Annotated in this window: 29 protein-coding genes and 1 tRNA gene; 19 read left to right on the top strand and 11 right to left on the bottom strand. The window is 73.7% G+C overall.

The window, feature by feature from the left end; all coding sequences use genetic code 11:
- Positions 1–120: 120 nt before the first annotated feature.
- The 5 genes from CLV52_RS00955 (at position 121) to ccsB (ending at position 4,734) form a co-directional block, all read left to right on the top strand.
- Positions 121–756 (top strand): histidine phosphatase family protein, encoded by a 636-nt coding sequence (locus tag CLV52_RS00955; protein ID WP_133764017.1) that lies wholly within the window; start codon positions 121–123, stop codon positions 754–756.
- Complete coding sequence (locus CLV52_RS00950; protein ID WP_162850660.1) at positions 753–1,343, top strand: TlpA family protein disulfide reductase; 591 nt, start codon at positions 753–755, stop codon at positions 1,341–1,343. The genes CLV52_RS00955 and CLV52_RS00950 overlap by 4 nt, the downstream gene beginning before the upstream one ends.
- Positions 1,340–2,059, top strand: a complete 720-nt coding sequence (locus CLV52_RS00945; protein ID WP_133764015.1) for a cytochrome c biogenesis CcdA family protein — start codon at positions 1,340–1,342, stop codon at positions 2,057–2,059. Before CLV52_RS00950 ends, CLV52_RS00945 begins: the two co-directional genes overlap by 4 nt.
- Entirely contained in the window at positions 2,043–3,647 is a 1,605-nt protein-coding gene (gene resB, locus CLV52_RS00940) for a cytochrome c biogenesis protein ResB (protein ID WP_133764013.1), read from the top strand. Before CLV52_RS00945 ends, resB begins: the two co-directional genes overlap by 17 nt.
- A gap of 82 nt (positions 3,648–3,729) precedes the next feature.
- Positions 3,730–4,734, top strand: a complete 1,005-nt coding sequence (ccsB, locus tag CLV52_RS00935; RefSeq protein WP_133764011.1) for a c-type cytochrome biogenesis protein CcsB — start codon at positions 3,730–3,732, stop codon at positions 4,732–4,734.
- Positions 4,735–4,827: 93 nt separating this feature from the next.
- Here ccsB and CLV52_RS00930 read toward each other — a convergent pair whose 3' ends face one another.
- Positions 4,828–5,799, bottom strand: coding sequence for an o-succinylbenzoate synthase (locus CLV52_RS00930; RefSeq protein WP_246017862.1), 972 nt, complete (start codon positions 5,797–5,799; stop codon positions 4,828–4,830).
- Between the two features lie 75 nt (positions 5,800–5,874).
- Here CLV52_RS00930 and CLV52_RS00925 point away from each other — a divergent pair, with 75 nt between their 5' ends.
- On the top strand, positions 5,875–7,002 hold the full coding sequence (locus tag CLV52_RS00925; RefSeq protein WP_211342580.1) for an AMP-binding protein: 1,128 nt from the start codon (positions 5,875–5,877) through the stop codon (positions 7,000–7,002).
- A gap of 70 nt (positions 7,003–7,072) precedes the next feature.
- Positions 7,073–8,029, top strand: coding sequence for a 1,4-dihydroxy-2-naphthoate polyprenyltransferase (locus CLV52_RS00920; RefSeq protein ID WP_133764006.1), 957 nt, complete (start codon positions 7,073–7,075; stop codon positions 8,027–8,029).
- Here CLV52_RS00920 and CLV52_RS00915 read toward each other — a convergent pair.
- Complete coding sequence (locus CLV52_RS00915; protein WP_133764004.1) at positions 7,993–8,304, bottom strand: DUF4229 domain-containing protein; 312 nt, start codon at positions 8,302–8,304, stop codon at positions 7,993–7,995. The two genes, CLV52_RS00920 and CLV52_RS00915, sit on opposite strands and share 37 nt — an antisense overlap.
- A 122-nt stretch (positions 8,305–8,426) precedes the next feature.
- Between CLV52_RS00915 and CLV52_RS00910 the strand changes: the two genes are divergently transcribed.
- Complete coding sequence (locus CLV52_RS00910) at positions 8,427–8,804, top strand: PLDc N-terminal domain-containing protein (protein ID WP_133764002.1); 378 nt, start codon at positions 8,427–8,429, stop codon at positions 8,802–8,804.
- A 24-nt stretch (positions 8,805–8,828) separates the two neighbouring features.
- Positions 8,829–10,484, top strand: a complete 1,656-nt coding sequence (gene menD, locus CLV52_RS00905) for a 2-succinyl-5-enolpyruvyl-6-hydroxy-3-cyclohexene-1-carboxylic-acid synthase (protein ID WP_133764001.1) — start codon at positions 8,829–8,831, stop codon at positions 10,482–10,484.
- 64 nt (positions 10,485–10,548) lie between these two features.
- Here the strand turns inward: menD and CLV52_RS00900 are convergent, their stop codons facing one another.
- Positions 10,549–11,769 (bottom strand): isochorismate synthase, encoded by a 1,221-nt coding sequence (locus tag CLV52_RS00900; RefSeq protein ID WP_133763999.1) that lies wholly within the window; start codon positions 11,767–11,769, stop codon positions 10,549–10,551.
- Between the two features lie 41 nt (positions 11,770–11,810).
- Between CLV52_RS00900 and CLV52_RS00895 the strand changes: the two genes are divergently transcribed.
- From CLV52_RS00895 to CLV52_RS00885, 3 genes are read left to right on the top strand one after another with little or no spacing between them, the layout of a single operon-like run.
- Positions 11,811–12,536 carry a demethylmenaquinone methyltransferase gene (locus CLV52_RS00895; protein ID WP_133763996.1) on the top strand — a complete coding sequence of 242 codons (726 nt, stop codon included), beginning with the start codon at positions 11,811–11,813 and terminating at the stop codon, positions 12,534–12,536.
- Positions 12,533–13,597 (top strand): polyprenyl synthetase family protein, encoded by a 1,065-nt coding sequence (locus CLV52_RS00890; RefSeq protein ID WP_246017861.1) that lies wholly within the window; start codon positions 12,533–12,535, stop codon positions 13,595–13,597. The genes CLV52_RS00895 and CLV52_RS00890 overlap by 4 nt, the downstream gene beginning before the upstream one ends.
- A 53-nt stretch (positions 13,598–13,650) precedes the next feature.
- On the top strand, positions 13,651–15,009 hold the full coding sequence (locus CLV52_RS00885; protein WP_133763994.1) for an FAD-dependent oxidoreductase: 1,359 nt from the start codon (positions 13,651–13,653) through the stop codon (positions 15,007–15,009).
- A gap of 109 nt (positions 15,010–15,118) precedes the next feature.
- Here the strand turns inward: CLV52_RS00885 and CLV52_RS00880 are convergent, their stop codons facing one another.
- From CLV52_RS00880 to CLV52_RS00860, 5 genes are all read right to left on the bottom strand, one after another.
- Positions 15,119–15,358: a hypothetical protein gene (locus CLV52_RS00880; protein ID WP_133763992.1), complete on the bottom strand. Its 240-nt coding sequence runs from the start codon at positions 15,356–15,358 to the stop codon at positions 15,119–15,121.
- A 53-nt stretch (positions 15,359–15,411) separates the two neighbouring features.
- Entirely contained in the window at positions 15,412–16,245 is an 834-nt protein-coding gene (locus tag CLV52_RS00875) for a serine protein kinase RIO (protein WP_133763990.1), read from the bottom strand.
- 175 nt (positions 16,246–16,420) lie between these two features.
- Positions 16,421–16,879 (bottom strand): NUDIX hydrolase, encoded by a 459-nt coding sequence (locus CLV52_RS00870; RefSeq protein ID WP_133763988.1) that lies wholly within the window; start codon positions 16,877–16,879, stop codon positions 16,421–16,423.
- Between the two features lie 80 nt (positions 16,880–16,959).
- Complete coding sequence (gene cls / locus CLV52_RS00865) at positions 16,960–18,420, bottom strand: cardiolipin synthase (protein ID WP_133763986.1); 1,461 nt, start codon at positions 18,418–18,420, stop codon at positions 16,960–16,962.
- A gap of 71 nt (positions 18,421–18,491) precedes the next feature.
- Complete coding sequence (locus CLV52_RS00860; RefSeq protein ID WP_133763984.1) at positions 18,492–18,980, bottom strand: YajQ family cyclic di-GMP-binding protein; 489 nt, start codon at positions 18,978–18,980, stop codon at positions 18,492–18,494.
- A 28-nt stretch (positions 18,981–19,008) separates the two neighbouring features.
- On the opposite strand from CLV52_RS00860, the gene CLV52_RS00855 reads away from it, so the two are divergent.
- Positions 19,009–19,833, top strand: coding sequence for a class I SAM-dependent methyltransferase (locus CLV52_RS00855; RefSeq protein WP_133763982.1), 825 nt, complete (start codon positions 19,009–19,011; stop codon positions 19,831–19,833).
- Here the strand turns inward: CLV52_RS00855 and CLV52_RS19005 are convergent.
- Positions 19,820–19,945, bottom strand: coding sequence for a hypothetical protein (locus CLV52_RS19005; protein ID WP_281276037.1), 126 nt, complete (start codon positions 19,943–19,945; stop codon positions 19,820–19,822). The two genes, CLV52_RS00855 and CLV52_RS19005, sit on opposite strands and share 14 nt — an antisense overlap.
- A gap of 129 nt (positions 19,946–20,074) precedes the next feature.
- Here CLV52_RS19005 and CLV52_RS00850 point away from each other — a divergent pair.
- Positions 20,075–20,156 (top strand) — tRNA-Tyr (locus tag CLV52_RS00850).
- Positions 20,157–20,280: 124 nt separating this feature from the next.
- On the opposite strand, the gene CLV52_RS00845 is transcribed toward CLV52_RS00850, so the two are convergent.
- Positions 20,281–20,490 (bottom strand): hypothetical protein, encoded by a 210-nt coding sequence (locus CLV52_RS00845; RefSeq protein ID WP_133763980.1) that lies wholly within the window; start codon positions 20,488–20,490, stop codon positions 20,281–20,283.
- Positions 20,490–21,893, bottom strand: coding sequence for a S1C family serine protease (locus tag CLV52_RS18200; RefSeq protein ID WP_162850658.1), 1,404 nt, complete (start codon positions 21,891–21,893; stop codon positions 20,490–20,492). The genes CLV52_RS00845 and CLV52_RS18200 overlap by 1 nt, the downstream gene beginning before the upstream one ends.
- 126 nt (positions 21,894–22,019) lie before the next feature.
- Between CLV52_RS18200 and CLV52_RS00830 the strand changes: the two genes are divergently transcribed.
- The 5 genes from CLV52_RS00830 (at position 22,020) to CLV52_RS00810 (ending at position 26,766) form a co-directional block, all read left to right on the top strand.
- Entirely contained in the window at positions 22,020–22,820 is an 801-nt protein-coding gene (locus CLV52_RS00830) for an inositol monophosphatase family protein (RefSeq protein WP_133763974.1), read from the top strand.
- A 35-nt stretch (positions 22,821–22,855) separates the two neighbouring features.
- Positions 22,856–23,137: a hypothetical protein gene (locus CLV52_RS00825; protein WP_133763972.1), complete on the top strand. Its 282-nt coding sequence runs from the start codon at positions 22,856–22,858 to the stop codon at positions 23,135–23,137.
- A 127-nt stretch (positions 23,138–23,264) separates the two neighbouring features.
- Positions 23,265–24,197, top strand: a complete 933-nt coding sequence (locus CLV52_RS00820; RefSeq protein WP_133763970.1) for a GAF domain-containing protein — start codon at positions 23,265–23,267, stop codon at positions 24,195–24,197.
- Between the two features lie 96 nt (positions 24,198–24,293).
- On the top strand, positions 24,294–25,655 hold the full coding sequence (locus CLV52_RS00815; RefSeq protein ID WP_133763968.1) for a GAF domain-containing serine/threonine-protein kinase: 1,362 nt from the start codon (positions 24,294–24,296) through the stop codon (positions 25,653–25,655).
- A gap of 49 nt (positions 25,656–25,704) precedes the next feature.
- Positions 25,705–26,766 carry an isopenicillin N synthase family dioxygenase gene (locus tag CLV52_RS00810; protein WP_133763966.1) on the top strand — a complete coding sequence of 354 codons (1,062 nt, stop codon included), beginning with the start codon at positions 25,705–25,707 and terminating at the stop codon, positions 26,764–26,766.
- The last annotated feature ends 27 nt before the right edge of the window (positions 26,767–26,793 follow it).

Raw genomic sequence — 26,793 nt, 5'->3', positions numbered from 1 at the left:
AGCGCCCGCCGACACGGTGGTTGAGCCGGGCGCCCCGCGCCCGTGCCGAAACCATGGCTGGACGACGGTTTTCTACAGCGTGTGGCACTTCGTCTTGGGAAGCGTCCCTACACTGCGGGGGTGACCGCCCGAGCCCTGCATCTGGTCCGTCACGGCGAGGTGCACAACCCCGCCGGGGTGGTCTACGAGCGACTCCCTGAGTTCCGGCTCTCCGAGCGCGGCCGGGCGATGGCCGCGGCGACCGCCGAGTGGCTGCAGGACAAGCCCGTGTCGCGCCTCATCGCCTCCCCGCTTCTCCGCACGCAGCAGTCCGCGCAGCCGATCGCCGACGCCTTCGGCCTCGCGATCGAGCCGGACGAGCGCGTGATCGAGGCGGGCAACCGGCTGGCCGGACGGAAGGTCGGCCGCGAGCTGCTGCTCCATCCGGCCGACTGGCCCCTGTTCGTGAACCCGCTCCGGCCCTCCTGGGGGGAGGCGTTCACGGCGATCCGCGACCGCATGCGCGCCGCGGTGCTCGACGCGCTCCTCGCCGGCGACGCCGAGCACGACGTCGTGATCGTCAGCCACCAGCTGCCGATCTGGATGGTGCACAGAAGCGTCGAGGGCGCCCCGCTGCCGCACGACCCGCGCCGCCGGCGCTGCTCGCTCTCCTCGGTCACCTCCTTCGCGATCCGCGACGGCCGCGTCGTCGAGACGGGCTACGAGGACCCGGCCGGAGCGCTGCTCGTCGGCGCCGTCGACCAGGGGGCGACGTGAGGCGCCGGGCCGCGGTCCTCGCGGCGCCGCTCCTCGCCGCGCTGCTCCTGCTCACGGGCTGCACGCAGGCGGGTCCGCAGGGCGGTCCGGGCGACGTGCAGAAGGTCGCGGGCGACGGCGTCGCCGGCATCGACCAGTGGAAGGACCCGTCGAGCCAGGTGGTCGACTTCTCGGGCAGGACGCCGGACGGGACGACGATCACGTCGAAGCAGTACCGCGGCAAGGTCGTCGTCGTGAACTTCTGGTACGCGAGCTGCCCGCCGTGCATCGCGGAGGCGCCGACCCTCAGCTCGCTCGCCACCGAGTACAAGGGCGATGTGCAGTTCGTCGGCGTCAACGTCAGCGACGACGCCGACACGACCGCTCTCTTCGAGCGCAACCACAAGACCCCGTACCCGAGCGTCGTGGATCAGGACGGCGGCGCCTCGGTGCAGCTCGCCTTCGCGCAGGTGAAGCCGCCGAAGGCGGTGCCCTCCACGTTCGTGCTCGACCGGAAGGGGCGCGTCACGGCCCGCATGGTCGGGCTCGCGAACAAGTCGAACCTGAACCAGCTCATCGAGGACGCGCTGGACGGGACGGCGAAGTGATCCTCCAGGGCGGGGTGCTGCTCGCCGCGCCCGTCGCGCTCGCCGCCGGGCTGCTCTCGTTCGCGTCCCCGTGCGTGCTGCCGCTCGTGCCGGGCTACCTCGGCTACGTCGGCGGAGTCGACCGGTCCGGCGCCCGGGCGCGGTCCCGCGTGGTGCTGGGCGCCGCCCTGTTCGTGCTCGGCTTCTCGCTCGTCTTCGTGCTCACCTCCGTCGTGTTCGCGACGGTCGGGTACTTCCTCGTCCAGTACCAGGACCTCATCACCCGCCTCGCCGGGATCGTCGTGATCCTGCTCGGCGTCGTGTTCGTCGGGGGGCTCGGCCCGCTGCAGCAGCGGTTCGCGCCGGAGTGGCGCCCCCGCGCCGGCCTCATCGGCGCCCCCGTGCTCGGCGCCGTCTTCGCCGTCGGCTGGACGCCGTGCCTCGGCCCGATGCTCCAGACCATCAACGTGCTCTCGCTGTCGAGCGGGTCGCTCGGCGCCGCCGCCGCGCTCGCCGTCTGCTACTCGATCGGGCTCGGCGTGCCGTTCGTGCTCCTCGCCGTCGGCTTCGGCTGGGCGACCGGCGCCGTCGCGGTCCTCCGCCGCAACGTGCGCGCGATCAACCTCGCCGGCGGTGCCCTCCTCGTCGTGATCGGCCTGCTCATGCTCACCGGGGCATGGACGTTCGCGGTCAGCCATCTGCAGGCGCTGGTGGGGAGCTATGTCTCGCCCCTCTGACGCGCAGGACCGCTTCACCGACGACGCGGTCGTCGTGAACCCCCGCCTCGGACCGCTCGAGTGGCTGCGGTGGGGCTGGCGGACGCTGACGAGCATGCGGACCGCGCTGCTGCTGCTGCTCGCGCTCGCCGTCGCCGCGGTGCCGGGGTCGCTGATCCCGCAGAACTCGAGCGACCCGAACGGCGTCGCCCAGTACAAGGCGGCGAACCCGGGTCTCACGAAGATCGTGAACGCCCTGCAGGGCTTCGACGTCTACACCTCGTTCTGGTTCTCGGCGATCTACCTCCTGCTCTTCATCTCGCTGATCGGCTGCGTCGTGCCGCGGCTGCGGCACCACTGGACCGCCATGCGGAAGGCGCCGCCCCGCACGCCCTCCCGCTTCACGCGGCTGCCGTTCTCGTCGTCCATCCGACTGCACGGCGTCGACGTCGACGCGGCGGTGGACGCCGGCGAGCGGGTGCTCCGCGCGAGCCGGTACCGCACCGCCCGCTACGGCTCGAGCGTGTCGGCCGAGCGCGGCTACCTGCGCGAGACCGGGAACCTCCTGTTCCACAGCGCGCTCGTCGGGGTGCTGATCGCCGTGTTCGTCGGCGGCGGCTTCACCTACACCGGGCAGCGGGTGCTCGTGACCGGTGACACCTTCGCGAACACGGAGCTGGGCTACGACTCGCTCAGCCCCGGCCGCTTCTTCGGCGACGGGTCGCTCGCGCCGTACGCGCTGAGGCTCGACAAGCTCGACGTGACGTACGAGCAGCGGAACGTCGCGGCGTTCGGACAGCCGCTCGACTACACCGCCCACGTCTCGACGAAGCTGCCGGACGGGGCGTGGCAGAAGAGCATCATCAAGGTGAACTCGCCGCTCGACGTCGCCGGCACCTCCGTCTACCTGCTCGGCAACGGGTACGCCCCGGAGTTCACCGTGCGCAACGCCGACGGGAGCCTCGCGTTCCACGGGTCCGTCGCCTTCCGGCCGCAGAACGCGCAGATGACGTCGCTCGGCGTGGTGAAGGTGTCGGAGACGACGGACCGCAAGAAGCAGATCGGCCTCGTCGGCTTCCTGTACCCGACACCGGCGGAGCAGACCGACGGCAGCTTCACCTCGATCTTCCCGAGCGTCGGCAAGCAGAGCCTCGTCTCCTTCTTCGTCTACGAGGGCGACGTCGGGCTCGACTCGGGAGCCCCGAGGAACGTCTACGAGCTCGACACCTCGAAGATGAAGCAGGTCGCGGGCCGGACCGACCCGGTGCAGCTGACGATCGGCCAGACGAAGACGCTGCCCGACGGCCTCGGCACCGTGACGCTCGACGGCATCACCCGCTACGCCGCGTTCGACATCCATCACGACCCCTCGCAGGGGATCGTGGCGCTGTTCGTCGCGCTCGCCGTGCTCGGCCTCATCACCTCCCTCCTCGTGCCGCGGCGCCGGCTCTGGATCAAGGTGCGCGAGGAGGGCGACGAGGTCGTCGTCGAGTACGCGGGGCTCGCCCGAGGCGATGACCCGAACCTGGCCCGCGCGGTCGCGGAGCTCGAGTCGAAGCACCGGGCGGCGCTGCCCGAGGCCGCGCGGGAACCGGCGCCCGTCCCGTGACCACGACCCCGTCCGGTGCACCGCACCTGACCGATCCCCGCCGTCCGCAGGCCGCTGCGGACCCGACGCTTAGGCTGCTGACGTGGTGAATCCGCTCGATCAGATCTCCGAGCTGCTGCTGATCTCGGCGATCGCCGTCTACCTGATCGCCTTCGTCGCGTTCGCCCTCGACCTCGCACGGCGGTCGGCGGAGTCGCAGGCGAAGGTCGACCTCGTCCGCGCCGGGAGCGCGGAGGTCGAGCGGTCCGCCGGCGGCGGCACCGCGGTGCTCGTCGCCGCACCGCCCGCCCCGCCGGAGGCGCCGGTCCGGGACCGTCGCCCCGCGGCGCGGACCGGCATCGCGCTCATGCTCGTCGGTGCCGCGCTGCACCTCGGCGCCGCCGTGCTCCGCGGCGTCGCCGCAGGCCGCGTGCCGTGGGCGAACATGTACGAGTTCGCGATGACCGGGACGCTGATCATGGTCCTCGTCTTCCTCGTCGCGCTGACCCGGATCGACCTGCGCTTCCTCGGCGCCGTGATCGCGGGCTTCGTCGTGGTGCTGCTCGGCATCGCGACCGTCAGCTTCCACGTCGCCGTCTCGCCGCTCCCGCCCGCGCTGCAGTCCTACTGGCTGGTGCTGCACGTGCTGGTCGCGATGCTCGGCACCGGCTTCTTCACGCTCGCCGCCGCGCTCTCCGTGGCGCAGCTGCTGCAGGTGCGCCGCCGCAAGCGCGCGGAGGCGGGTCGCGGCGACCGCCTCCGGCTGCTCGCGACCATCCCGGACGCCGACCGGCTCGAGAACCTCGCCTACCGCATCAGCGTCGTCGGGTTCATCCTCTGGACCTTCACCCTCATCGCCGGGGCGATCTGGGCGAACCACGCGTGGGGCCGCTACTGGGGCTGGGACACCAAGGAGGTGTGGACGTTCATCATCTGGGTCGTCTACGCCGGCTACCTCCACGCCCGCGCGACGCTCGGCTGGCGCGGCACCGGGTCCGCCTGGCTGAACCTCATCGGCTACGCCTGCATCCTGTTCAACTTCGGTGTCGTGAACGTGTTCTTCCACGGGCTGCACTCCTACAGCGGCCTGCCCACGTCGCCCTCCTGACCCTCCTCCGGGCCCGGAGGCGGCCTCCCGCTGCAGTACGGGCCGTGCGCACGGCCCATCGCGCAGCGGACGGCCCGGCGACGACCTGCGGGCTCAGTCGAGCAGAGCGCGGACGCGGCGGACGCGATCGGCCCACCACGCCGTGCGGTCCTCGTCGGCCTTCCAACGATCGAGCAGAACCGGCGACGGCGTGACGCGCCCGACGGGGATCGTCCCGTCCCGCGGCCGGAGCGGTTCGTCGACCACGTCGGCCGCGAGGAGCGCGGCCGTGCCCAACCCGCAGTCGTAGGGCAGCTCCGGCAGCGCCGCAGCGAGGTGCGCGCCCATCGCCAGCCCGACCGAGGTGTCGAGCGCGGACGAGACGACCGCGGGCCGGCTGAGCATGCGGGCGAGGCCGAGCGCGGTGCGGATCCCGCCGAGCGGCGCGGCCTTGACGATGACGACGTCAGCGGCGGCACCGGCGCGGAACGGGTCGGCGGAGCGTCGGATCGACTCGTCGGCCGCGATCGGGATGCGGAGGTCCTTCGTCCGGCGCCGCAGGTCGATCAGCTCGTCGACCGTGGCGCACGGCTGCTCGACGTACTCGAGGTCGGCGGTCGACAGCAGCCGGAGCGCGTGCTCGGCCTCGTCGACGTTCCAGGCCGCGTTCGCGTCGACGCGGATGCGGCCTTCCGGCCCGAGCACGTCCCGGACCGCGCGCACCCGCGCGAGGTCCTCGTCCGGCGCGGAGCCGGGCTCCGCCACCTTCACCTTCGCCGTCCGGCAGCCCGGGAACCGCGCGAGCACCGAGGCCACCTCGCCCGGCGCCACCGCGGGCACGGTCGCGTTGACGGCAATCGCGTCCCGCAGCGGCGCCGGGGGCGCCTCCCAGCCGAAGTCGATCGCGGCAGCGAGCCAGCGCGACGCCTCGGCGTCGTCGTACTCGACGAACGGCGCGAACTCTGTCCAGCCCTCGGGCCCCTCGAAGAGGGCGGCCTCCCGGACGGTGATGCCGCGGAACCGCGTGACGAGCGGCAGCGCGACCACGCGCATGGTCCCGAGCAGGTCGTCGACGTCCGGCAGCACCCCTCCATGGTGCGCCCGTACGCTTGAACGCATGCCGGTCCCGGAATCGCCCGCGACACCGGCGGAGACGGCCTGATGCGCGACCTGGCCGTCGTGCCGGACGACCCGGCGCCGCTGATCCCCGCGGTCCGGGCGGCGCTCGACGGCAGCGGCCCGGCGATCCTCCCGATCGCTCCGGGCGGCGATGCGGCCGGTGTCCCCCGGCAGGTGCCGCTGCCCGTCGCCGTCGTCGTCCGCACGTCCGGCTCGAGCGGCGTGCCGAAGTCGGTCGCGCTGTCCGCGGGCGCACTGCTCGCGTCCGCCGCGGCGACCGAGAGCGCCCTCGGTGGTCCGGGGGAGTGGGTGCTCGCGCTCCCGGGCCACTACATCGCGGGGATCCAGGTGATCGTGCGGGCGATCGCCGCCGAGACCGAGCCTGTCGGACTGCCCGCGGGGCCGTTCACGGCCGCCGCCTTCGCCGCCGCGGTGCTCGGCCTGCCGGCGGACCGGCGGCGGTGCACCGCGCTCGTGCCGACGCAGCTGCACCGCGTCGTCGAGGCGGCGGAGGCCGGGGATCCGACCGTTCGGGAAGCGATCCGCGCGCTCGACGCGGTCCTCATCGGCGGCGGCCGCCTCCCGGCGGAGCTCGCCGAGCGCGCGGCCGCGGTCGGCGTGCGGGTCCGTCGCACCTACGGCGCGTCGGAGACCGCGGGCGGCTGCGTCTACGACGGCGTCCCGCTCGCGGGCGTCGACGTCCGGATCGTGGACGGGGAGGTGCAGCTCGCGGGACCGGTGCTCGCGGAGGGCTACCTGGGCGACCCGGAGCGGACCGAGGCCGTCTTCGTGCAGGATCCGGGGCGGCGGTGGTACCGCACGGGCGACGCCGGCACCTGGGACGGGGAGCGGCTGACGATCACCGGGCGCCTCGACGACGTCGTCATCACCGGCGGCGAGAAGGTCTCGCTCGGCCTCGTCGAGCAGGTCGTCCAGTCCCTCCCGGGACTCGGGGCCGCGCTCGTCGTGCGCGGGAGCGACCCGGAGTGGGGCGAGGTGCCGGTCGTCGTCGCGACCGCGCAGGCGGACCTAGAGTCCGTGCGGGCGGCGGTCCGCGGCAGCCTCGGCCGTGCGGCCGCACCCCGGCGGCTCGTCGTCGTGCCGGAGATCCCCCTGCTGGCCTCCGGCAAGCCCGACCGCGTCGCGCTGGCCGCCCTCGCGGCCGGCTGACCGACCGCCCTCCGCTCCGCCCGGACGGGGCGCACGAGCGTCATCGCCCGGATCCCTAGGATGACGGGCCGTGGCGAAGGCGAGTGCGACCAGGCGGCCCCCGGTGCGGAGGCGTCCCGGCGCCCCGGCGAGAGCGACCTCGGCCGCGCCGCCGAAAGCCGGGGTGCGCGGCTGGATCGGCGCCGCCCGGCCGCGGACCCTCCCGCTCGCCATCGCGCCCGTCGCGCTGGGCACGGGGGCCGTGAAGGGGCAGAGCCTCGACGGCACGTACTGGCTCGCGTTCCTCGCGCTCGCCGTCGCGCTGCTGCTGCAGATCGGCGTGAACTTCGCGAACGACTACTCCGACGGCGTCCGCGGCACGGACCGCTACCGGGTCGGACCCGCCCGCCTGACCGCCTCCGGCGCCGCGAAGCCCCGGACCGTGCTCGTCGCGGCGATCGTCTGCTTCGCGCTCGCCGCGGCGGCGGGGATCGCGATCGTCGTCGTGACGCAGGTGTGGTGGCTGCTCGCCGTCGGTGCGGCCGCGATCGCCGCCGCCTGGTTCTACACGGGCGGCAAGCGTCCGTACGGCTATGCGGGCTTCGGTGAGATCGCCGTGTTCCTGTTCTTCGGCGTCGCCGCGACCACCGGCACCAGCTTCGTCATCGCGCGCATCGTGCCCGCGGAGAGCTGGTTCTGCGCGCTCGCGATCGGCTGCATCGCCGCTGCGGTCCTCGTCGTGAACAACCTCCGCGACATCGAGCAGGACGCCGCAGCCGGTAAGCGCACGCTCAGCGTCCGGATCGGGGCGACCGGCAGCCGGATCCTGTTCGGGGTCCTGATGCTGATCCCGTTCCTCGTCGTCGGGTACCTGTCGCTGTTCTACCCGCTCGCGCCGCTCGTGTTCCTCGTGCTGCTGCTCGCGGTTCCGGCCGTGCTGATCACGGCGACCGCCAGGACGGCGCGGGAGCTGATCCTCGCGCTCAGCCTCACCGGCATCGAGGCGCTGGTCTACGGCCTGGGGCTCGCAGCGGCGCTGTCGTTCTGATCGCCGGCGCCGTCGACCGCCTCGTCCTCGACGGCCTCGTCCGTGACCCGGCGGCGGGTGGCGGTGCGCTCCTCGATCTGCTCCGCCATGCGGGCGCGCTGGCGGGGGAGCAGGATCATCGACAGCGCGAAGCCGATGACCGTCGCGAGCACCGCGGAGAGGATCGCGTTGCGGCTGAGCGCGTAGATCACGACGAGCGGCACCACGAACACGGCCAAGCGCAGCGCCGAGTACGCCACGAACGCGAGGGCGATGGAGTTGCGCTGACCGGCCATGACGCTTCGAGTGTAGGCACCGCCCCGATGCCCGGCCGCGCGCGCCGGTCTCAGGGGATTCGAATCGAGCTGGGGTGCCCGGCCGCGCAGCACGTCGTGCGCACGCACGTACAGTTGCCGCCATGGCGCGGGTGCTGGTGTTCGCGGCGATCGCGGCGGCGGTGCTGACCGTGTTCGCCGTCGTCGACTGCGCCCTCACCGAGCGCCGCCGCGTGCGGGCCCTGCCGAAATGGCTGTGGCTGCTCGTGGCCCTCCTGCTGCCGGTCGTCGGCCCGCTGCTCTGGCTGCTGATCGGGCGCGGGTCCGTGGACCGCAGACCGGCGCCGCGCGTCATCGGGCCGGACGACGACCCGGCGTTCCTCCGCTCCCACGGCTCGCGGCCGCGCACGACGGCGACGCCAGCGCCGGAGCCCGACGAGGCGCAGTGGCAGCGGCTCGAGCAGGAGCTCGCGAACCTCGACTCGGACGCCGACGACGAGGGCGACGCGCCCCGCCGCTGACGCCGGTCTACGCTCGACGCCGGCATGACCGAACCCTCTCCCGCCGGCGCCGCCGCTGCCCGGCTGCTCGCCCGGCTCGTCGGGCTCGGCCTGCAGCACGTCGTCGTCTCGCCCGGATCGCGCTCGCAGGCTCTGGCGCTCGCCGCGGCCGCGCTCGAGCGCTCGGGTGCGCTCCGCGTCCACGTCCGGATCGACGAACGCGTCGGCGGCTTCACCGCGCTGGGACTCGCCGCCGAGTCGGGGCGCCCCGTCGCGGTGGTCGTGACCTCCGGCACCGCGGTCGCCGAGTTGCACCCCGCCGTCCTCGAGGCGCACCACGCCGGCGTGCCCCTCCTGCTGCTCACCGCGGACCGGCCGGCGGAGCTGCGCGGCACCGGGTCGAACCAGACGACGGTGCAGCCGGGCATCTTCGGGGTGGCCGTCGCCGAGGTGCTCGACGTGCCGGCGCCGGCCTCCGACGAGGACGTGGCGGCGGCCGCGGAGGTCGCCGAGCGGGCCTGGTCGATCGCCGTCGAGCGGCAGCAGCCGGTGCAGGTCGACCTCGCGTACCGCGAGCCGCTCTCGACCGCGCTCGCGGCCGTGGAGCCCGCCGGCGAACCCATCCGCGTCACGGCGCCGACGCCCGAGCCGCTCGTCGTCGAACCCGGCCCGCGCACCGTCGTGATCGCCGGGGACCGGGCGGGGGAGGCGGCGGAGGCGTTCGCCCGCGAGCTCGACGTCCCGCTGCTCGCGGAGGTGTCCAGCGGGGCGCGCTTCGGGCCGCAGCTGGTCGGCGCCTACCGCCCCCTGCTCGACGACCCCGACTTCGGCGGCCGCATCGAGCGGGCGGTCGTGTTCGGGCACCCGACGCTCTCGCGCCAGGTGCCCGCGCTGCTCGTACGGCCGGGCGTGGAGGTCCTGCTCGTCGGGCCGTCGGGCGGCGAGCGGTACGACCCGACCCGCGGCCGGGCCGTCCGTGCGGACTCGGTGCGCGCGGCGGCACCGGAGCCGGACCGGTCCTGGCGGGGGAGCTGGGTCGCGGCGTCGCGGCGGCTCCTCGAGGCCACCGACGACCTCCCGTACGCGGGCGACCCGGATGCGCCGGGCGCGAAGGAGCTGCGCGAGCACCAGCGCACCGAGCTCGCCGCGCTGCGGGCTCCGATCACCCGCCGTGTGCTCGTCGATGCGGTCTGGCGCGCGACCTGGCCGCACGACCGCCTCGTCGTCGCCGCGAGCCGGCTCATCCGCGAGATGGACGCGGCCGTGCCGGGGAAGCGGATCCGGGTGCTCGCCAACCGCGGCCTCGCGGGCATCGACGGCACCGTCGCGACCGCGACCGGCGTCGCCCTCGCGGCCGCCTCCGCGGAACGGCCCGGCACCACCCGCGTCCTGCTCGGCGACCTCGCCCTCCTCCACGACGCCGGAGCGCTGCTGCGGAGCCCGGGGGAGCCGGAGGTGCGCCTGCAGGTGATCGTGGGCGACGACGGCGGCGGCACGATCTTCGACTCGCTCGAGGTGGCGGGCACCGCGGACGCGGCGGACTTCGAGCGGGTCCTCCGGACGCCGCGGGAGGTCGACTACGCGGCGCTCGCGGCCGCCTACGGCTGGGAGCACCGGCGCATCACGACGCGCGGCGACCTGGACCGCGTGCTCACCGCACCGGCGGCGGGCCGCAGCCTCATCGAGGTCCCCCTCCGCTGATCCGCACTCTTCGTTCTGGAGAAGGCGCCGTTCTACAGAACGAAGAACGGCGGGAGGCGGCGGCTCAGCGCGAGGTCGCGACCGCGGCGAGGGCCTCCTGGATGGGCTGGAACTTCCAGCCGGTCTCCTCGAGCTCCTGGTGCGCGTCGGAGGCCGCGACGACGCCGGCGCCGGCGAAGGCGCGGACGCGGTCCGGCCCCTCGACCTCCGCCGAGCGCAGCGCGATCGCCCACTCGCCGTCGCCGCGGCCGTCGATCCAGCCGACGGGGCCGGCGTAGCGGCGGCGGTCGAAGGGCTCGAGCTCGGCGATCGCCGCGAGGGCAGCCGCGCGCGGCGCACCCGCGACTGCCGCGGTCGGGTGCAGCAGCGCGACGAGGTCGAGCGCCCCGACCCCCTCCGCGACCTCGGCGGTCGCATCGGTCGCGAGGTGCCAGACGTTCGGCAGCCCGAGCGCGAACGGGCGCCCGATCGTCAGGTCCGTCGTGATCCCGCCGAGCGTGAGGAGCAGACTGTCGACCGCGAGGGCGTGCTCGAAGCGGTTCTTGGGCGAGCCGAGCAGCGCCTCGCGGCTCGCGTCGTCGGCGGTCGGATCGTCCGAGCGCGCCGCGGTGCCGGCGAGCACGCGGGAGGTCGCGAGGCCGCCCCGCACGGTCGCGAGGGTCTCCGGGCTCGCGCCGAACACGCCGTCCACCGCGAAGATCCAGGCGCCGCGGTACCGCTGCGCGAGCACGTCGAGGGCGTCCTCGAGGCGGAACCCGGGGGACTCGAGCACCAGGTCGCGGGCGAGCACGACCTTCTCGAGGTCGCCCGCGCGGATGCGCTCGACGGCGGCGGCCACGGCGCGCTCGTACGCCTCGGGCGGGAAGGCCGCCGCGGCGGGCGGCTCCGTGCGCGGTCCTCCGGGATGCAGCACCGGCGTCTCGACGACGTGCGCCCGGCCGCCGCGCTCCACGAGCACGGCACGGGGCACGAGCAGCACGCTGTCGGCCGCCGAGCCGTCCGCGAACGCGAAGGCGCCGAAGGCGATCGGCGCCGCCCCCGGCACCTGGGAATCGACCACCGCGTCGGCCACCAGCCGGCGCCACCGCTCGGCGGCGTCGCGCACCCGGTCGGGGCCTCGGAAGACGAGGCGAGCGGCCGTCCCGAAGCCGGTCAGGGCGTCGTCGCCGTGGCGCCAGACGGCGGTCGGAGCGCCGTGGGCGGAGCGGAGCCCGTCGGCCTCGGCCGCCGGGTCGACGATCCGCCTGATCGCGACGGGGAATGCGGTCGCGTCCCCCTCCATCATTCGCTCAGGCTACTTCGGCGGCTCGACTACCATCTGCAAGCGTGTCCGCGGCCGATCTGAGCAAGACGCCGGCCGATGTCGCCGCGATGTTCGACGAGGCCTCGCGCCGGTACGACCTCATGAACACGGTCCTGTCCGGCGGCAACGCCCAGCTGTGGCGCACCGCCACGGTCCGGGCGGTCGCGCCGAAGGCCGGCGAGCGCATCCTCGACCTCGCGGCCGGCACCGGCACCTCGAGCGAGGCGCTCGCCCGCACGGGGGCCCGCGTCGTCGCGGCGGACTTCTCGAAGGGCATGCTCGCCGTCGGGCGGGCGCGCCACGCGGACGACCAGCGCATCGAGTTCGTCTTCGCCGACGCCCAGGCGCTGCCGTTCGGCGACGACGAGTTCGACGCGGTCACGATCTCGTTCGGGCTCCGCAACGTCGCCGACCCGCACCGCGCCCTGACGGAGATGTTCCGCGTCGCGAAGCCCGGCGCGCGCATCGTCATCTGCGAGTTCTCGAAGCCGCCGCTCGCGCCGTTCCGCGCCGCCTACTTCGCCTACCTCGACCGCGTCATGCCGATGGTGTCGCGCATCGCGTCGTCGAACGCGCCCGCCTACGGGTACCTCGGCGATTCGATCAAGGCCTGGGCCGATCAGACGACGCTGGCCGCCTGGCTGCGGGAGGCGGGGTTCCGGCAGGTGCGGTACCGGAACCTGACCGGCGGCATCGTGGCGCTGCACCGCGGCGTGAAGCCCTCCGCCGGCGTCTGGGCCAGCGAGTGAGCGCCCGCGAGGCCGTCGCCGGGCGGAGCGCGGCGCTCAGCGCGCAGCTGCGGCTCTCGGAGCGGCTCTTCGCGTCCCGCGAGGACAAGGCGATGGCCGCGCGCATCGACGAGGGCCTGGAGCGCGTCGAGGCGGGCATCCTCGAGCAGGTCGCGTTCCACGACCAGGTGGCGGACGTGCGCTCGCGCTACCTGCTCGCCGCCGGCGGCAAGCGGGTGCGGCCGCTGCTGACCCTGCTGACGGCACAGCTCGGCGACGGGGTCACCGACGACGTCGTGACGGCGGCGCAGGCCGTCGAGATCCTCCACGTCGGCTCGCTGTACCACGACGACGTCATGGACGAGGCGTCCGAGCGCCGCGGCGTCCCGTCCGCCCAGCAGGTCTGGGGCAACTCCGTCGCGATCCTCACCGGCGATCTGCTGTTCGCCCGGGCCAGCAAGCTGATCGCGGGCATCGAGGGCCCGGGCGACGTGCTCGCCCAGGCGGAGGTGTTCGAGCGGCTGGTCCTCGGCCAGCTGCACGAGACGGTCGGCCCGCAGCCCGACCAGGACCCGGTCGACCACTACCTGCAGGTGCTCGAGGACAAGACCGGCGCGCTCATCGCCGCCGCGGCCGAGTGGGGCGCGTCGTACGCGAACGCCCCGCACGAGTACCGGGCGCCGCTCTCCACGTTCGGCCGCCGGATCGGCGTCGCATTCCAGCTGATCGACGACGTGATCGACCTCGCGCCCGACGAGGAGGACACCGGTAAGCACCCCGGCACCGACCTCAAGGCCGGCGTGCCGACGCTGCCGCTCCTGCTGCTGCGTCGCCGCGCGGCCGCCGTGGTCGAGGACCGCCCGCTGCTCGCGCGGATCGACGCGCTGTCCGCCGAGGACAGCGACGAGGCCGTGCTCGAGGTGGTCGCGGAGCTGCGCGCCCACCCCGTGACGGCGGAGACCCGTGAGGAGGCGCTCCGCTGGGCGTCCTCCGCGAAGGCGGCGCTCGACGCGCTGCCCGCAGGCACGGTGCGACGAGCCCTGATCCGCTTCGCGGACCTGCTCGTCGACCGCTCCGCCTGACATCCGACATCGCCTGCGGCGCCGCGCGCGCCCGGCTCGAAGGGAGACGACGAATGACCACGCTGCGCCTCGCGATCGTGGGGGCCGGCCCCGCCGGCATCTACGCCGCCGACATCGCGAAGAAGGCCGAACGCGGCTTCGACGTCTCGATCGACCTCTTCGAGCGCCTCCCCGCGCCCTACGGCCTCGTCCGGTACGGCGTCGCGCCCGACCACCCGCGGATCAAGGGCATCATCGGCGCGCTGCGCGAGGTGCTCGACGGCGGCGCGGTGCGCCTGTTCGGCAACGTCGACTTCGGCACGGACATCACCCTGGAGGACCTCCAGCAGCACTACCACGCCGTGATCTTCGCGACCGGCGCGATCCGCGACGCGGCGCTCGACATCCCCGGCATCGACCTGCCCGGCTCCTACGGCGCCGCGGACGTCGTCTCCTGGTACGACGGCCACCCCGACGTGCCCCGCGACTGGCCCCTCGACGCGAAGGAGGTCGCCGTCATCGGCAACGGCAACGTCGCCCTCGACGTCGCCCGCATCCTCGTGAAGCACGTCGAGGACCTGATGCCGACTGAGATCCCCGCGAACGTCGAGGCGGGGCTCCGCTCCTCGCCGGTGACGGACGTGCACGTCTTCGGGCGTCGAGGTCCCGCGAACGTGAAGTTCACCCCGCTGGAGCTGCGGGAGCTCGGCGAGGTCCGCGACGTCGACATGATCGTCAAGGACGAGGACTTCGACTACGACGACCAGTCCCGCACGGCGATCGCCGCCAACAAGCAGGTCATGGTCATGGACCGGATCCTGCAGAGCTGGCGCACCCGGGAGGTCGGCGCGGCGAGCCGGCGCCTGCACCTCCACTGGTGGGCGCGGCCGGTCGAGATCCTCGGCGACGGCCGGGTCGAGGCCATCCGCTGGGAGCGCACCGAGCCGGACGGCCTCGGCGGCGCCCGCGGCACCGGCGAGTTCCGGGAGCAGGCCGTCCAGGCCGTCTACCGCGCGGTCGGCTACTTCGGATCCCCGGTGCCGGGCGTCCCGTTCGACGAGGTGCGCGGCGTCATCCCGAACCACGAGGGGCAGGTGCTCGCCGACGACGGTGCGCTACTGCCCGGCGTCTACGCCACCGGCTGGATCAAGCGGGGCCCGATCGGCCTGATCGGGCACACGAAGTCCGACGCGATGGAGACCGTCGAGCACGTGCTCACCGACGCGGGCCTGTGGTGGAACCCGGCCCACCCGGAGGAGCGGTCCGTCGAGGAGCTCCTCACCTCCCGCGGCGTCCGCTACACGACCGTCGAGGGCTGGCACCTGCTCGACCAGCACGAGCTCGCACTCGGCGAGCACGTCGGCCGCACGCGGATCAAGGTCGTGCCGCGCGACGAGATGCTCGCCGCATCGCTCGGCGACCCGGTCGCGTAGCCCTCGCGGATCCGCACTTCTGCCGCGGATCCGCAGAACCCGGCCGACACGCCGCCTCCGCAGCGCCGGAGCGCGGCGTGTCGCTCGGGAGATGCGGATCCGCGCGGGTTCAGCCGGCCGCGGTGTCGGAGGAGCTCGCGACGCGGTCGGCCCGCTGGTACCGGTACGCCCCGTCCGCGCCCTCGCCGACGAGCGTCCAGGCGCCCGGGAAGTCGACGTGCGGGTTCTCCAGGACCTCCGGCACGTCGGCGACCCCGTCCGGGATCGAGACGTCGTGGACCTGCGGGTCCGAGGGGACCTCATTGAGGACGTCGACGGGAAGGAACTCGACTCTGAGCGACCGTGTCATGAGCGGAAGCTAGAGCCGCGCGTCTGCACGCGCGCTGCGAGCTCGCCGAGCGCTCACCAGGCCTCGGCGAGCACCTCGCCGAACAGCGCCTCCGCATCCGCCTCCACGCCCCGACCCGCGAACCAGGTGCACACGTTCACCACGTCGCGGTGGAGGAAGTCCGCGCCGAGCGGGTTGGCGACCAGGTCGACGATCTGCGGCAGGTCGATGACCACGACGCGGCCCTCGTGCAGCAGCAGGTTGTACGCGGAGAGGTCCCCGTGCGCGAAGCCGCCCCGCGCGAAGGCCCGCAGCAGATCGACGACCTGCCCGAACGCGTCCTCGAGGTCGGCGCCGCGCAGCCTCGTCTGCGCGAGCCGGGGCGCCGCGGTCCGGCCCTCGCCGATGAACTCCATCACCACTTCCGTGCCGCTCACCTGCACGGGGTAGGGGACGGGGATGCCCGCCGTCCAGGCGCGGTGGAGCGCCGCGAACTCCGCGACCGCCCAGTGCCCGGCGGCGACCTGCTTGCCGTAGGCGGTACCGCGGGCGACCGCGCGGGCATCGCGGGTGTTGCGCATCCGCCGCCCCTCCTCGTAGGCGGAGGAGCGGTGGAACTCGCGATGGTCGCTGCCGCGGTACCGCTTCGCGGCCAGGCGGCAGCCCGGGGTGCCGGGGACGGCGCGCTCGATCAGGAACACGTCCGCCTCCTTCCCCGTCTTGACGATGCCGAGCTCGGTGTCGAGTGCGGCGGAGGAGGTCTCGAGCCAGTCCGGCCAGGGACGCGGACCGCGCTCGGTCGGGGTGGCGGCGGCCCAGGTGGACCAGCGCTGGTCCGGCCCGGGCTCGTAGTCGGGCAGGCTCGCGGTCCCGAGACCGTCGAGCAGGAAGGCGTCGTCGAACGACATGGGTGGGGCTCCGAAGAACGGGAGGCGCCCGGGGTCAGTTCAGCGGGACGCCTCGGAAGGGAGGAGGGCGGGTGCGGGCACGACGACGACCGTCATGGCGATGCCTCCTCTCGTCGCTCGGAACGGCGTCACCCTAGCGCTGGGGCGGGCCCGAGCGCGAGACTTCTGCGCGCCCTCACGCCAGCTGCTCGGCGACGAGGTCGGCGAGATTCGGCGGGAACACGGTGGCCGCGGTGGTCCGCAGCTCCTCGAGCGTCCACCAGCGGAGGCCTGCGAGCGCCCGCCGCTCGAGCTCCGTCCACCCGGCGGTCGTCGGCTCGAACGCGGGCACGCGCGCGACGAAGAACTGCTCGCGCTGCTCGATCAGCACGCCGTCGAAGGGGAACACGGACGACCGGCGGGCGACCGGCCCCTCGAGCGCCGCGACGCGGTGGCCGGTCTCCTCGAACGCCTCCCGCAGCGCCGCGGCCTCCGGGGACTCACCGGCCTCCAGGCCGCCGCCGGGGGTGAACCACCACGTGCCTGCATCGGGATCCGCGGGATCGCCGCCCTGCACGAGCAGCACGCGCGCGTCCGGGTCGATGAGCAGCACGCGCGCCGCGTTGCGCACGACGGGCCTGGGCGGCGTCTTCACGGCCTCCACGCTACGGGGGCTCCCCGCTGCTGACCGGGCGGTGCGCACCGCCCGAACTGCAGCGGGAGGCCCCAGGAGCGCTACTGGATCGCGGCGGTCAGGCGCGCGACGTCGTCGAGGACCGCGGAGCGGAAGGGGCGGGCGTCCCACTCGTCGAGCGTCAGGCGGCGGCTCTCGCGCCGGTAGCCCTCCTCGATCACGCGGAGGTCGTCGACGAACGCGCGCCCGCGGACCATCAGCGACACCTCCAGGTTCAGCGTGAACGAGCGCATGTCAAGGTTGCTCGAGCCGACGACCGCGACGTCGTCGTCGATCGTGAAGTGCTTCGCGTGCAGGATCGTGGGCTTCCGGTAGAGCCAGATGACGACGCCGGCCTTCAGCAGCGCCTCGTAGTAGCTGCGCTGCGCGTGGAAGACGACGGCCTGGTCGCCGATCTCGCTGACGAACAGCTCGACCTCCACGCCGCGCTGCGCCGCGGTCGTGACCGCGTAGAGCATGGAGTCGTCCGGCACGAAGTAGGGGCTCACGAGGACGACGCGGCGCTGCGCCGCGTAGATGAGGCCGTTGAAGAGCCGGAGGTTGTTCTCGCGCTCGAACCCCGGGCCGCTCGGGACGACCTGGCAGTCGAGGTCCTCGGTGCCGACGGGCGCGACGCTCTGCCGAGCCGCCCGCTCGAGCAGCACATCGGTCTCCGCGAACCAGTCCGAGATGAAGATCGTGTTCAGCTCGGCGACGATCGGCCCCTCGAGCCGGACCATCAGGTCCTGCCACCGCAGCCCGCGGCGCCGGTTCGTCCACCGGTCGTAGGTGCGGTCGATCATGTTCTGCGAGCCCATGAAGCCGACGCGGCCGTCGACCACGAGGACCTTGCGGTGGTTGCGGAGGTCCGGCCGCTGGTAGCGGCCCCGGTACGGCTGCACGGGCAGCAGCAGGTGCCAGTCCGCCCCCATCGCCTTCAGTCGGCGGATCGTGCGGCGGTAGCCGCGGACGCGGAGCGACGCGATGTGGTCGAGCAGCACCCGCACGGTCACGCCGCGGGCGAGCGCCTCCTCCATCGCGTCGAAGAACGGCGCCGTCGTGCGGTCGAGCGACAGGATGTAGAACTCGACGTGGACGAAGGTCTCCGCGCTCCGGACCGCGGCGGTCATCTCCGCGATCGACGCGTCGTAGTCGCCGAGCAGCCGCGCGGTGTTGCCGCCGAGCAGCGGCATCGCGCCGAGGCGCCGGTTGAGCGCCGCGAGGGAGGCGAACCACGGCGGCCAGTCGGGGGTCTCGGTCGCGAGGTCGATGCCCTCGGTCGCATGCATGACGTAGCGGTTGACCTGGGCCTGCTTCGCCCGACGTCGCCGGGGCAGCTTCGTGCTGCCGAACAGCAGGAAGGCGATCAGGCCGGCGTACGGGATGAAGAAGATGGCGAGGAGCCATGCGGTCGCGGTCGCCGGGCGCCGGTTCTTCGGCACAAAGACCACCGCGAGCACGCGGATGACCACGTCCACCACGATCACGGCGATGGGGAGGGCCGTCGCCAGCCAGCCCTGCATGCCCGGATCCTACGGGCGGCGGCGCGGCGGCCTCGAACCCGACTTCGGGTGCCAGCCCCGCGTGCTCCGCGTCAGCGGAAGTTGAGGAACTGGAGGTCGAGGTCCAGGTCGGCGCGCTTCAGCAGGGCGATCGTCGCCTGCAGGTCGTCGCGGCTCTTCGACGTGACCCGGACCTCGTCGCCCTGGATCTGCGACTTCACGCTCTTCGGGCCCTCGTCGCGGATCAGCTTCGTGACCTTCTTGGCGTTGTCGCTGTCGATGCCGTTCTTCAGCTTCGCCTCGATCCGGTACTCCTTCCCGGAGGCGAACGGCTCGCCCACGTCGAGCGACTTCAGCGAGATCCCGCGCTTGATCAGCTTCGACTCGAGCACGTCGAGCACCGCCTTCACCCGCTCCTCGGTCGAGGCCTTGAGCAGGAACTGCTCGCCCTTCAGCTCGAGCGAGGCGCCGACGCCCTTGAAGTCGTAGCGCTGATCGATCTCCTTGCGGGCCTGGTTGGCGGCGTTGTCCGCCTCCATCGGGTCCACCTTGCTGACGACGTCGAACGAGCTATCGGCCATGGGACCAGGAGTGTAGGAGGCTTCCGGTGTGGACGAGTGGATCGCGCTGAACCGCACGAACTGGGACGAGCGGGCGGCCCCGCACGCGGCGTCGCCCGACTATGCGGTGGAGCGCTTCGTCGCGGATCCCGCGTTCCTGTCGGACGTCGTGCGGTTCGACCTGCCCCGGCTGCCGGACGTGCGCGGGAAGCGGGGCGTGCACCTGCAGTGCCACATCGGCACGGACACGCTCTCGCTCGCGCGGCTCGGCGCCGAGATGACCGGACTGGACTTCTCGGCTCCGGCGCTCGCGGAGGCGACGGCGCTCGCGGCCCGGGCGGGCGCGAGCATCCGCTTCGTGGAGTCGACGGTCGACGGGGCGCTCGACGTGCTCGAGCCGGGGTCGTTCGACTTCGTCTACACGGGCATCGGCGCGATCTGCTGGCTGCCCGACATCGCGGCCTGGGCGCGCACCGTGGCGGGCCTCCTGCGGCCCGGTGGCGAGCTCTTCATCCGCGACGGCCACCCGATGCTGTGGGCGATCGACGAGGCGCGCATGGACGCGCTGACGGTCCGCTACCCCTACTTCGAGACCGCGGAGCCGCAGGTGTTCGACGAGCCGGGGACGTACGTCGCGTCCGAGCACGAGTTCGTGCACACCCGCACCGCCTCCTGGAGCCACGGCATCGGCGAGACCATCACCGCCCTCTTCGCCGCAGGCCTGCGCCTCACCCTGCTCGAGGAGCACCGCTCCGTGCCGTGGGAGGCCCTGCCGGGCCGCATGGTCCGCACCGAGTTCGACGAGTGGCGGCTCGCGGAGGGGGAGGACCTCCTGCCCCTGACCTTCACGATCCGCGCCGTCAAGGAGCGGTGACAGCCGCGGCGATCCGGTCGCGCAGCCGCGTGAGGTCCTCCGCGTCCAGGAGGTCGCGCGGGATCGGCTGGTCGTGTGCGTCCGGGGAGACGGTCGTGGAGCGTTCGGGCACGCGCCGACCAGAACGATGCGCGTGCACCCCTCGCGCACCCCGCTCGCGTGGTTTCCGAGCACTCGCGGCGTCGCGTATCCTCGTCCACGCGCCTCGGGCCAGCCCGCACAGGGCTGGCCCGAGCAGCCAGGCGGGTTACCCAAGCGGCCAAAGGGATCTGACTGTAAATCAGCCGGCTCAGCCTTCGGGGGTTCGAATCCCTCACCCGCCACTGCGGCCCCGCACTCTCGAGTGCGGGGCCGCAGTGCGTTCCAAGGCACCACCCCGACTTTGCTCACGCTTCGTGCCGCCTCGGAGGCCTCGAGGCGGCAAGAAGCGTGAGCAAAGTCGGGGCGTCAGCCGGGGCGGACCTCGGTGACGAGGTCGGTCGCATCCGTGACGAGGGTGACGCGGTCGGCGCGGAACTCGAGCGTCAGCATCTCGTCCGGGCCCGCGACGCGGGAACGGAGGCCCGCCTCCTCGACCTCCTGCACGGCGGCGCCGGAGGGCAGGCCGACGAGGGCGGCGGCGTGGTCCGCCGCCCAGGTCCGCGCATCGACGGTCATCAGTCGGCCGGCCCCTCCGTCAGGGTGACCGTGACGCTGTGGCCGGCGCCCGAGGAGTCGGTGTAGCCGACCGTGATCCGGTCGCCGGGGGCGTGCTTCGCGATCGCCGCGGAGAGCTCGCTCGCCGACGCGATCGACGTGCCGTCGATCGCCGTGATCGTGTCGCCGGCGGCCAGGTCCGTCTTCGCGGCCGCCGTGCCGGAGAGCACCTGCTCGATGACCGCCCGGCTCGAGTCCTGCGAGAGCGAGACGCCGAGGAAGGCGGGCAGCCCGATCGTGATCTCGCTGGTGTCGTCGCCCGCGACGATCTGCTTCGCGATCGAGATCGCGGAGTCGATCGGGATCGCGTACCCGGTCACGTCCGACGTCCCGGAGGAAGCCGCGGTCGTCACGCCGATGACGTCGCCGTCCGCGTTCTCCACCGCGCCGCCCGAGTCGCCGGACACGACGTCCGCGTCGACCTCGATCAGTCCGTGCAGCGTCTCGCCGGCGGTGTTGCCCTCGCTCGAGGTGGTGATGGTCTGGTCCAGCGCGCTGACCGTGCCGGTCGCAGCGCTCAGCGTGCCCGTCCCGTTCGCGTTGCCGACCGCGGTGACGTCGTCGCCGACGGCCGCGCTCCTCGTCGCGAGGTCCGCAGGCGTGAGGCCGGACGCGTCCTGCAGCTGCAGCACGGCGATGTCCTTCGTCGCGTTGGTGCCGACGACGTCCGCCGTGTAGGTCCTGCCCGTCGACTGCACGGTGACCTCGATCGCCGTCGCCCCGTCGATGACGTGGTTGTTCGTGAGGATGCGGCCGTTCGACGTGAGGATGATCCCGGTGCCGGCGGCCTCCCCGTTCTCGTAGCCGAGCTTCGAGACGACCGTGACGAGGCCCACCGACTGCGCGGCCGTCGCTGCGGTGGAGCGGGAGGTCGACGACCCGGTCCCGGACCCGCTCTGCGAGCCGCCGAAGCCGCCCTGCGACCCGCCCTGCCCACCGAAGCCGCCCTGCCCGCCGAACCCGTTCTGTCCGCCGAACCCGTTCTGCGATCCGCCGAACCCGTTCTGCCCGAACCCGCCCGTGCTCCCGCCCTGGGTCTGGGACTGCGAGGTCCCGCCGCTCGCGCTCGTGGCGGTCGTGCTGTTCGCGAGGGCGAGCGACACCGCCGCCCCGCCACCGGCGCCCGCCGTGAAGACGACGGCGGCCGCGACGCTCAGCGCGGCGATCCGGCGGTGCTTCCGCTTCGCACGATCGGCCTCGGCGTCGTCCTCCAGGGCCTCGGTCGAAGCGGCGGTCGCGGGCGTCGCGTCCGCGCTCACCGGCGCGTCCGGCGAAGGGGCGACCGACTCGGGCGCGCGGTCGGAGGCGACGTCGGCGGGCCGCCCGTCGTCGGGCGTGACCTCGAAGGGGTTCTGGTCGTTCACATCGACGATGGAACGCCTCCTTCCCATGAGGGAGGTCGACGGTCGGCAAGCGACCCACTGGAGTCGTCTGTGAGAAGTCCATGAGGGCCGGTCGGATCGCCGACCGGCGTCGGGCAGGCTGGCGGCATGGCTCACGACGAACTGCTCGACATCGCCCGCGCCGTCGCCGAGGAGGCGGGAGCCCTCGCGGCCCGGCTGCGGCGCGAGGGCGTCGAGGTGCAGGCGACGAAGTCGTCGCCGATCGACATCGTCACCGCAGCCGACCGGGCGACCGAGGACCTCATCCGCGGTCGCCTCGCCGAGCTGCGCCCGCACGACGGCTTCCTCGGCGAGGAGTCGGGCGCCGAGCGCGGCACGAGCGGTCTGACCTGGGTCGTCGATCCCATCGACGGCACCGTGAACTACCTGTACGGCCTGCCGAACTGGTCGGTCTCCATCGCGGTGGTGGAGGGCGACCCGGATCCGGGATCCTGGACCGCGCTCGCCGGCGCCGTCGACGCGCCCGCGCTGGGCGAGCTGTACACCGCCTCCGCAGGCGGCGGGGCGCACCTCGGCGACCGGGAGCTGCGCGTCCGCGAGCCCGTCCCGCTGGACCGCGCGCTCGTCGCGACGGGGTTCCACTACACGCAGGGGATCCGCACGAACCAGGCCCGCGTCGCCCAGCCGCTGCTCGCCCGGGTGCGCGACCTGCGCCGGGCCGGCGGCGCGGCGATCGACCTCGCGTACCTCGCCGCCGGACGGCTCGACGCGTACTTCGAGCAGGGTCTCAACCCGTGGGACCAGGCGGCCGGTGCGCTCCTCGTGCAGGAGGCGGGCGGCGTCGTCCGCGGCCTCGAGGAGGACGCGCCGACGAACCGGATGGTGCTCGCCGGGCACGGCGAGGTGGTGGCCGAGCTGCGGTCGGTCCTGCTCGAGCTCGGCGCCTGAGCGACCTCCCGGCCGCGGTCCGTACCCTCGGCGCGATGACGAAGCACCACGGCGACCCGATCGAGTCGGATCCGGAGGTCGACCCCTCGGAGCGGCTCGACACCGACTACTCACCGTCGAGCGAGCGGGAGACCGAGGTGCTCCAGGACGACCAGGAGGACAGCCCCGCGCTCGCCGATCCGGACATCGACCGGTCGAAGGTGCGGCTGCTGCCGGGCACCGGCGACTACACCGATCCGGGCGAGGTGGACGTGGAGCCGGGCGACATCCGCATGCCGCACCTGCCGGGCCGGACGGACGACCGACCGCCGAGCTGACACCACCTCGGTGCAGGAGGGACTACGCAGGTGCACGCCGTGCGGCCTGCGCACGACCTGCTGTTCAGCGCTCACTCGGGTTCGGGGGGCGACGATGAGCGGCGATCCGGCGGCAGGAGGGACTTCGGTGTCGATCACGGACCTGACCGCCGCGCGGCTGCGCCGTCCCGGCGCGAACGGTGCGCGGATCCTCCTGATCGCCGACCGGAGCTGGCTCGAGACGAGCGACTCGCCGGACGAGCACCGCGTCCCCGTGCGGCTCCTCGACCGCCTCTGGCTGTCGTCGCGCCGCGGGATCGAGCTCGACGTGGTCTGCGGCGTCGGCCGCGTGCTGCGCATCCTCGAGTCCTTCGCGGACGCCTGGAACGTCGGCGACTACGACGCGGTGGTGCTGCTGCCGGACCTCGGCGCCTCGCCGCTGCCGCAGCGGCTGCAGCGCGTGATCGACCGCATCGCCGAGATGACGCGCGTGCTCGGCGTCTGCGACGTGCCCTTCCGAGCGCCCGCGCCGGGCTCGGCGGCCGGTTGGCGCGACGTGCGCATCGCGCCGCGAGCCGGCGAGTGCCCGGCGCCGCTCGTCGCCGAGGCCGTCAGCAGCAGCCTGCTCGGCGTCCTGCAGCCCCGGACAACCCCGCGCATGCTCGAAGCACCGAAGCGCGACACGGTCGCCGAGCACCTGCAGCGGATCGCGGTGATCGCGACGTCCGCCTTCGCCGTCGGCTCGGCGGCGATCGCCGTGCTGACCGCCGGCCGGACGCGGACGCTCGCGGCGGTCGGCCCCGCGCTCCCGGATCAGGCGTGCGTCCGCGCGGCAGCGGTGCGGCCGCTGCTCGTGCTCGACGCATGGCACGACACGCACCTCGCGCGGGACATCCGGCCGCAGGGCGAGGTGCGGTTCTTCGCCGCCCATCCGCTCGAGCTCGCCGACGGATCGGCGATGGGCACGATCTCGGTGTTCGACACCGAGCCGCGGGTCGCGGACGAGTTCGACGGCGAGATCCTCCGCGACCTCGCGGTGCTGGCGAGCGCCGAGCTGCAGTACGCAGGCGCTTCCGTCTGACCGGAGGCCGCCGCGCGGCGTCGCCGCGGTGTGTGACGATGCTCGGACCGGGCCCAGCCCGCCCGGTGGTCGATCCGTTCGAGGAGCACCCGCCCGATGCCCCAGGCCCAGCCGCCCGCCGTCGCGGGCCGCTACCGCATCGGGGACGTCATCGGCCGCGGCGGCCGGGCGACGGTCTACGAGGCGAACGACCCGCTGCTCGGTCGCAAGGTCGCGCTGAAGCTCTTCACCGCGACGGCGACCACGCCCGACGAGGTGCGGCTGCAGGAGGCGGAGGCGCGGCTCGTCGCCGGGCTCGACCACTTCGCGTTGACGACGCTGTTCGACGCCGGCGTCGACACCAGCGACCCCGACGGCCCGCGGATCTTCCTCGTCATGGAACGGGTCGCGGGCGGCGACCTCCGCCGCCGCCTCCGCGAGGGCCCGCTGACGGCCGGGCAGGTCGCGACGCTCGGCTCCGACCTCGCACAGGGGCTGGACGCGGTCCACGAGGCGGGTTTCCTCCACCGCGACATCAAGCCCGCCAACGTCCTGCTGCTCCGGCGCGGCCCCTCCTCGCGCATCCGCGGGAAGCTCACCGACTTCGGGATCGCGACGATCATCGGCGCGGCCGGCGACGCCGAGTACACGACCGGCACGGCGGCGTACCTCAGCCCGGAGCAGGTGCTCGGGCAGGATCCCGCGCCCGCGTGGGACGTGTACGCGCTCGGCCTGGTGCTGCTCGAGGCGCTCACCGGCACCGTCGCGTACCCCGGCGGGGTCGACGAGTCCGCGCTCGCGCGGCTGAAGCAGGATCCGGAGGTCCCGGACTCGGTGCCCGCGGTGCTCGGGGATGTGCTCCGCGCGATGACCGCCCGCGATCCGGCGGACCGGCCGACGGCCGCGGAGGCGTCCGTCGCGCTGCAGGAGGCCTTCGTCGACGGGCTCGTCCAGTCCCGCCGCCTCGACCCCGAGGTCCTCGGCGACGACGAGGGGGAGCGCCTCGCGGCCGTGCGCCGGGTCGGCGTGCTCGACACCCGCACCGACGACGCGATCGAGCGGATCGTGCGTCTCGCGCGGCGGCTGCTCGACGTCCCGCTGGTGCTCGTGTCGATCGTCGACGGCGACCGCGAGTGGTTCCTTTCCCACGGCGACCTCGACGTCGCGCAGGTGCCGCGCAACGCCTCCTTCGCCGCCGAGACGGTGTCGTCGGGGGAGGGCTGGACGACGGCGGACCTCACCGAGGACCCGCGGGCGGACGGGCACCCGCTGCTCGCCGCCGACGGCGACCTGCGCGCCTACGCCGCCCAGCCGCTCACCACCTTCGACGGGCAGACCGTCGGGGCGATCGTCGCCCTCGACCGGCGGGTCCGCGAGTTCACGGAGGCGGAGCTCGCCGACCTGGCCGACCTCGCGGCGGTGACGATGCGGGAGCTCGACCTCCGGCTCCTCGGCCGCCGGGTGCTCTTCGACCGCTGAGCGGGCGCCGGGTGACACCGACGAAACATGCGGGTGGCACGCTGGAGGCGTGACCGACCCGACGCCGTTCCAGGTCCCCGTCGTCGACATCGCCCCCTACGGCGACCCGCACGCCTCCCGCGAGGAGCGGCTCGCTGTCGCGCGGCGGCTCGACGAGGCCGCCAGGACCGTCGGCTTCCTCCAGGTGACGGGCCACGGCGTCTCCGCCGAGGCGTGGGACGGCCTCGGCTCCGTCATCGACGACTTCTTCGGCCTGCCGCTCGACGTGAAGAAGGCCTACATCGCGCCGCCCGGCGTCAACCGCGGCTACACGGCGCCGAAGTCGGAGCGCCTCAGCCTGAGCCTCGGCGTCGAGAAGGCCGAGCGGATGAACGACTTCTTTGAGGCGTACAACGTCGGGATCGACGCGGACCGGTTCCCCGACCTGCCGCTCGACCGCACGGCCTACGCGCCGAACCGCTGGCCGGACGAGGTCGACGCGTTCGCGACCCGGGTGCAGGCGTGGATGGCGGAGGTCGACGTCGTCGCGCACCGGCTGCTCGCCGTCTTCGAGGACGCGCTGTCGCTGCCCGCCGGGTACTTCGACCGGTTCACGGATCACTCGCTGAACGTCCTGCGGATGAACAACTACGCGCTGCCGCCCGGGGAGCGCATCGAGCTCGACGGCGACCTCATCGGCATGGGGGAGCACACGGACTTCGGCATCGTCACCCTGCTCTGGGCGGACGACGTGAAGGGGCTCCAGGTGCTCGCCGCCGACGGCGGCTGGCACGACGTGTCGCCGTTGCCCGGCGCGCTGCTGATCAACTTCGGCGACCTCATGGCGCGCTGGACGAACGAGCGCTGGCGGTCGACGCTGCACCGGGTCAAGCCCCCGATCGTGGACGGCACCATCCGCCGCCGCCGATCCGCCGCCTTCTTCCTCGACGGCAACCACGACGCCGTCATCGCGGCGCTGCCGGGTGTCGTCGCGGCGGGGGAGCGACCGCTCTATCCGCCGATCACGGTCGCCGAGCACATCGACGCGAAGCTGCGCGGGTCCCGCGGCCTCGAGGTGGTCACCACCGGCACCGAGCGGGAGGCCGAGCGGGTCGTCGCCTCCCGCGGCTGAGTGGGCGGTCCTCCAGTCCGCTCGGGC

Source organism: Amnibacterium kyonggiense (assembly GCF_004364555.1).
Taxonomy (GTDB): Bacteria; Actinomycetota; Actinomycetes; order Actinomycetales; family Microbacteriaceae; genus Amnibacterium; species Amnibacterium kyonggiense.
This window is presented reverse-complemented; position numbering and strand designations above follow the sequence as displayed.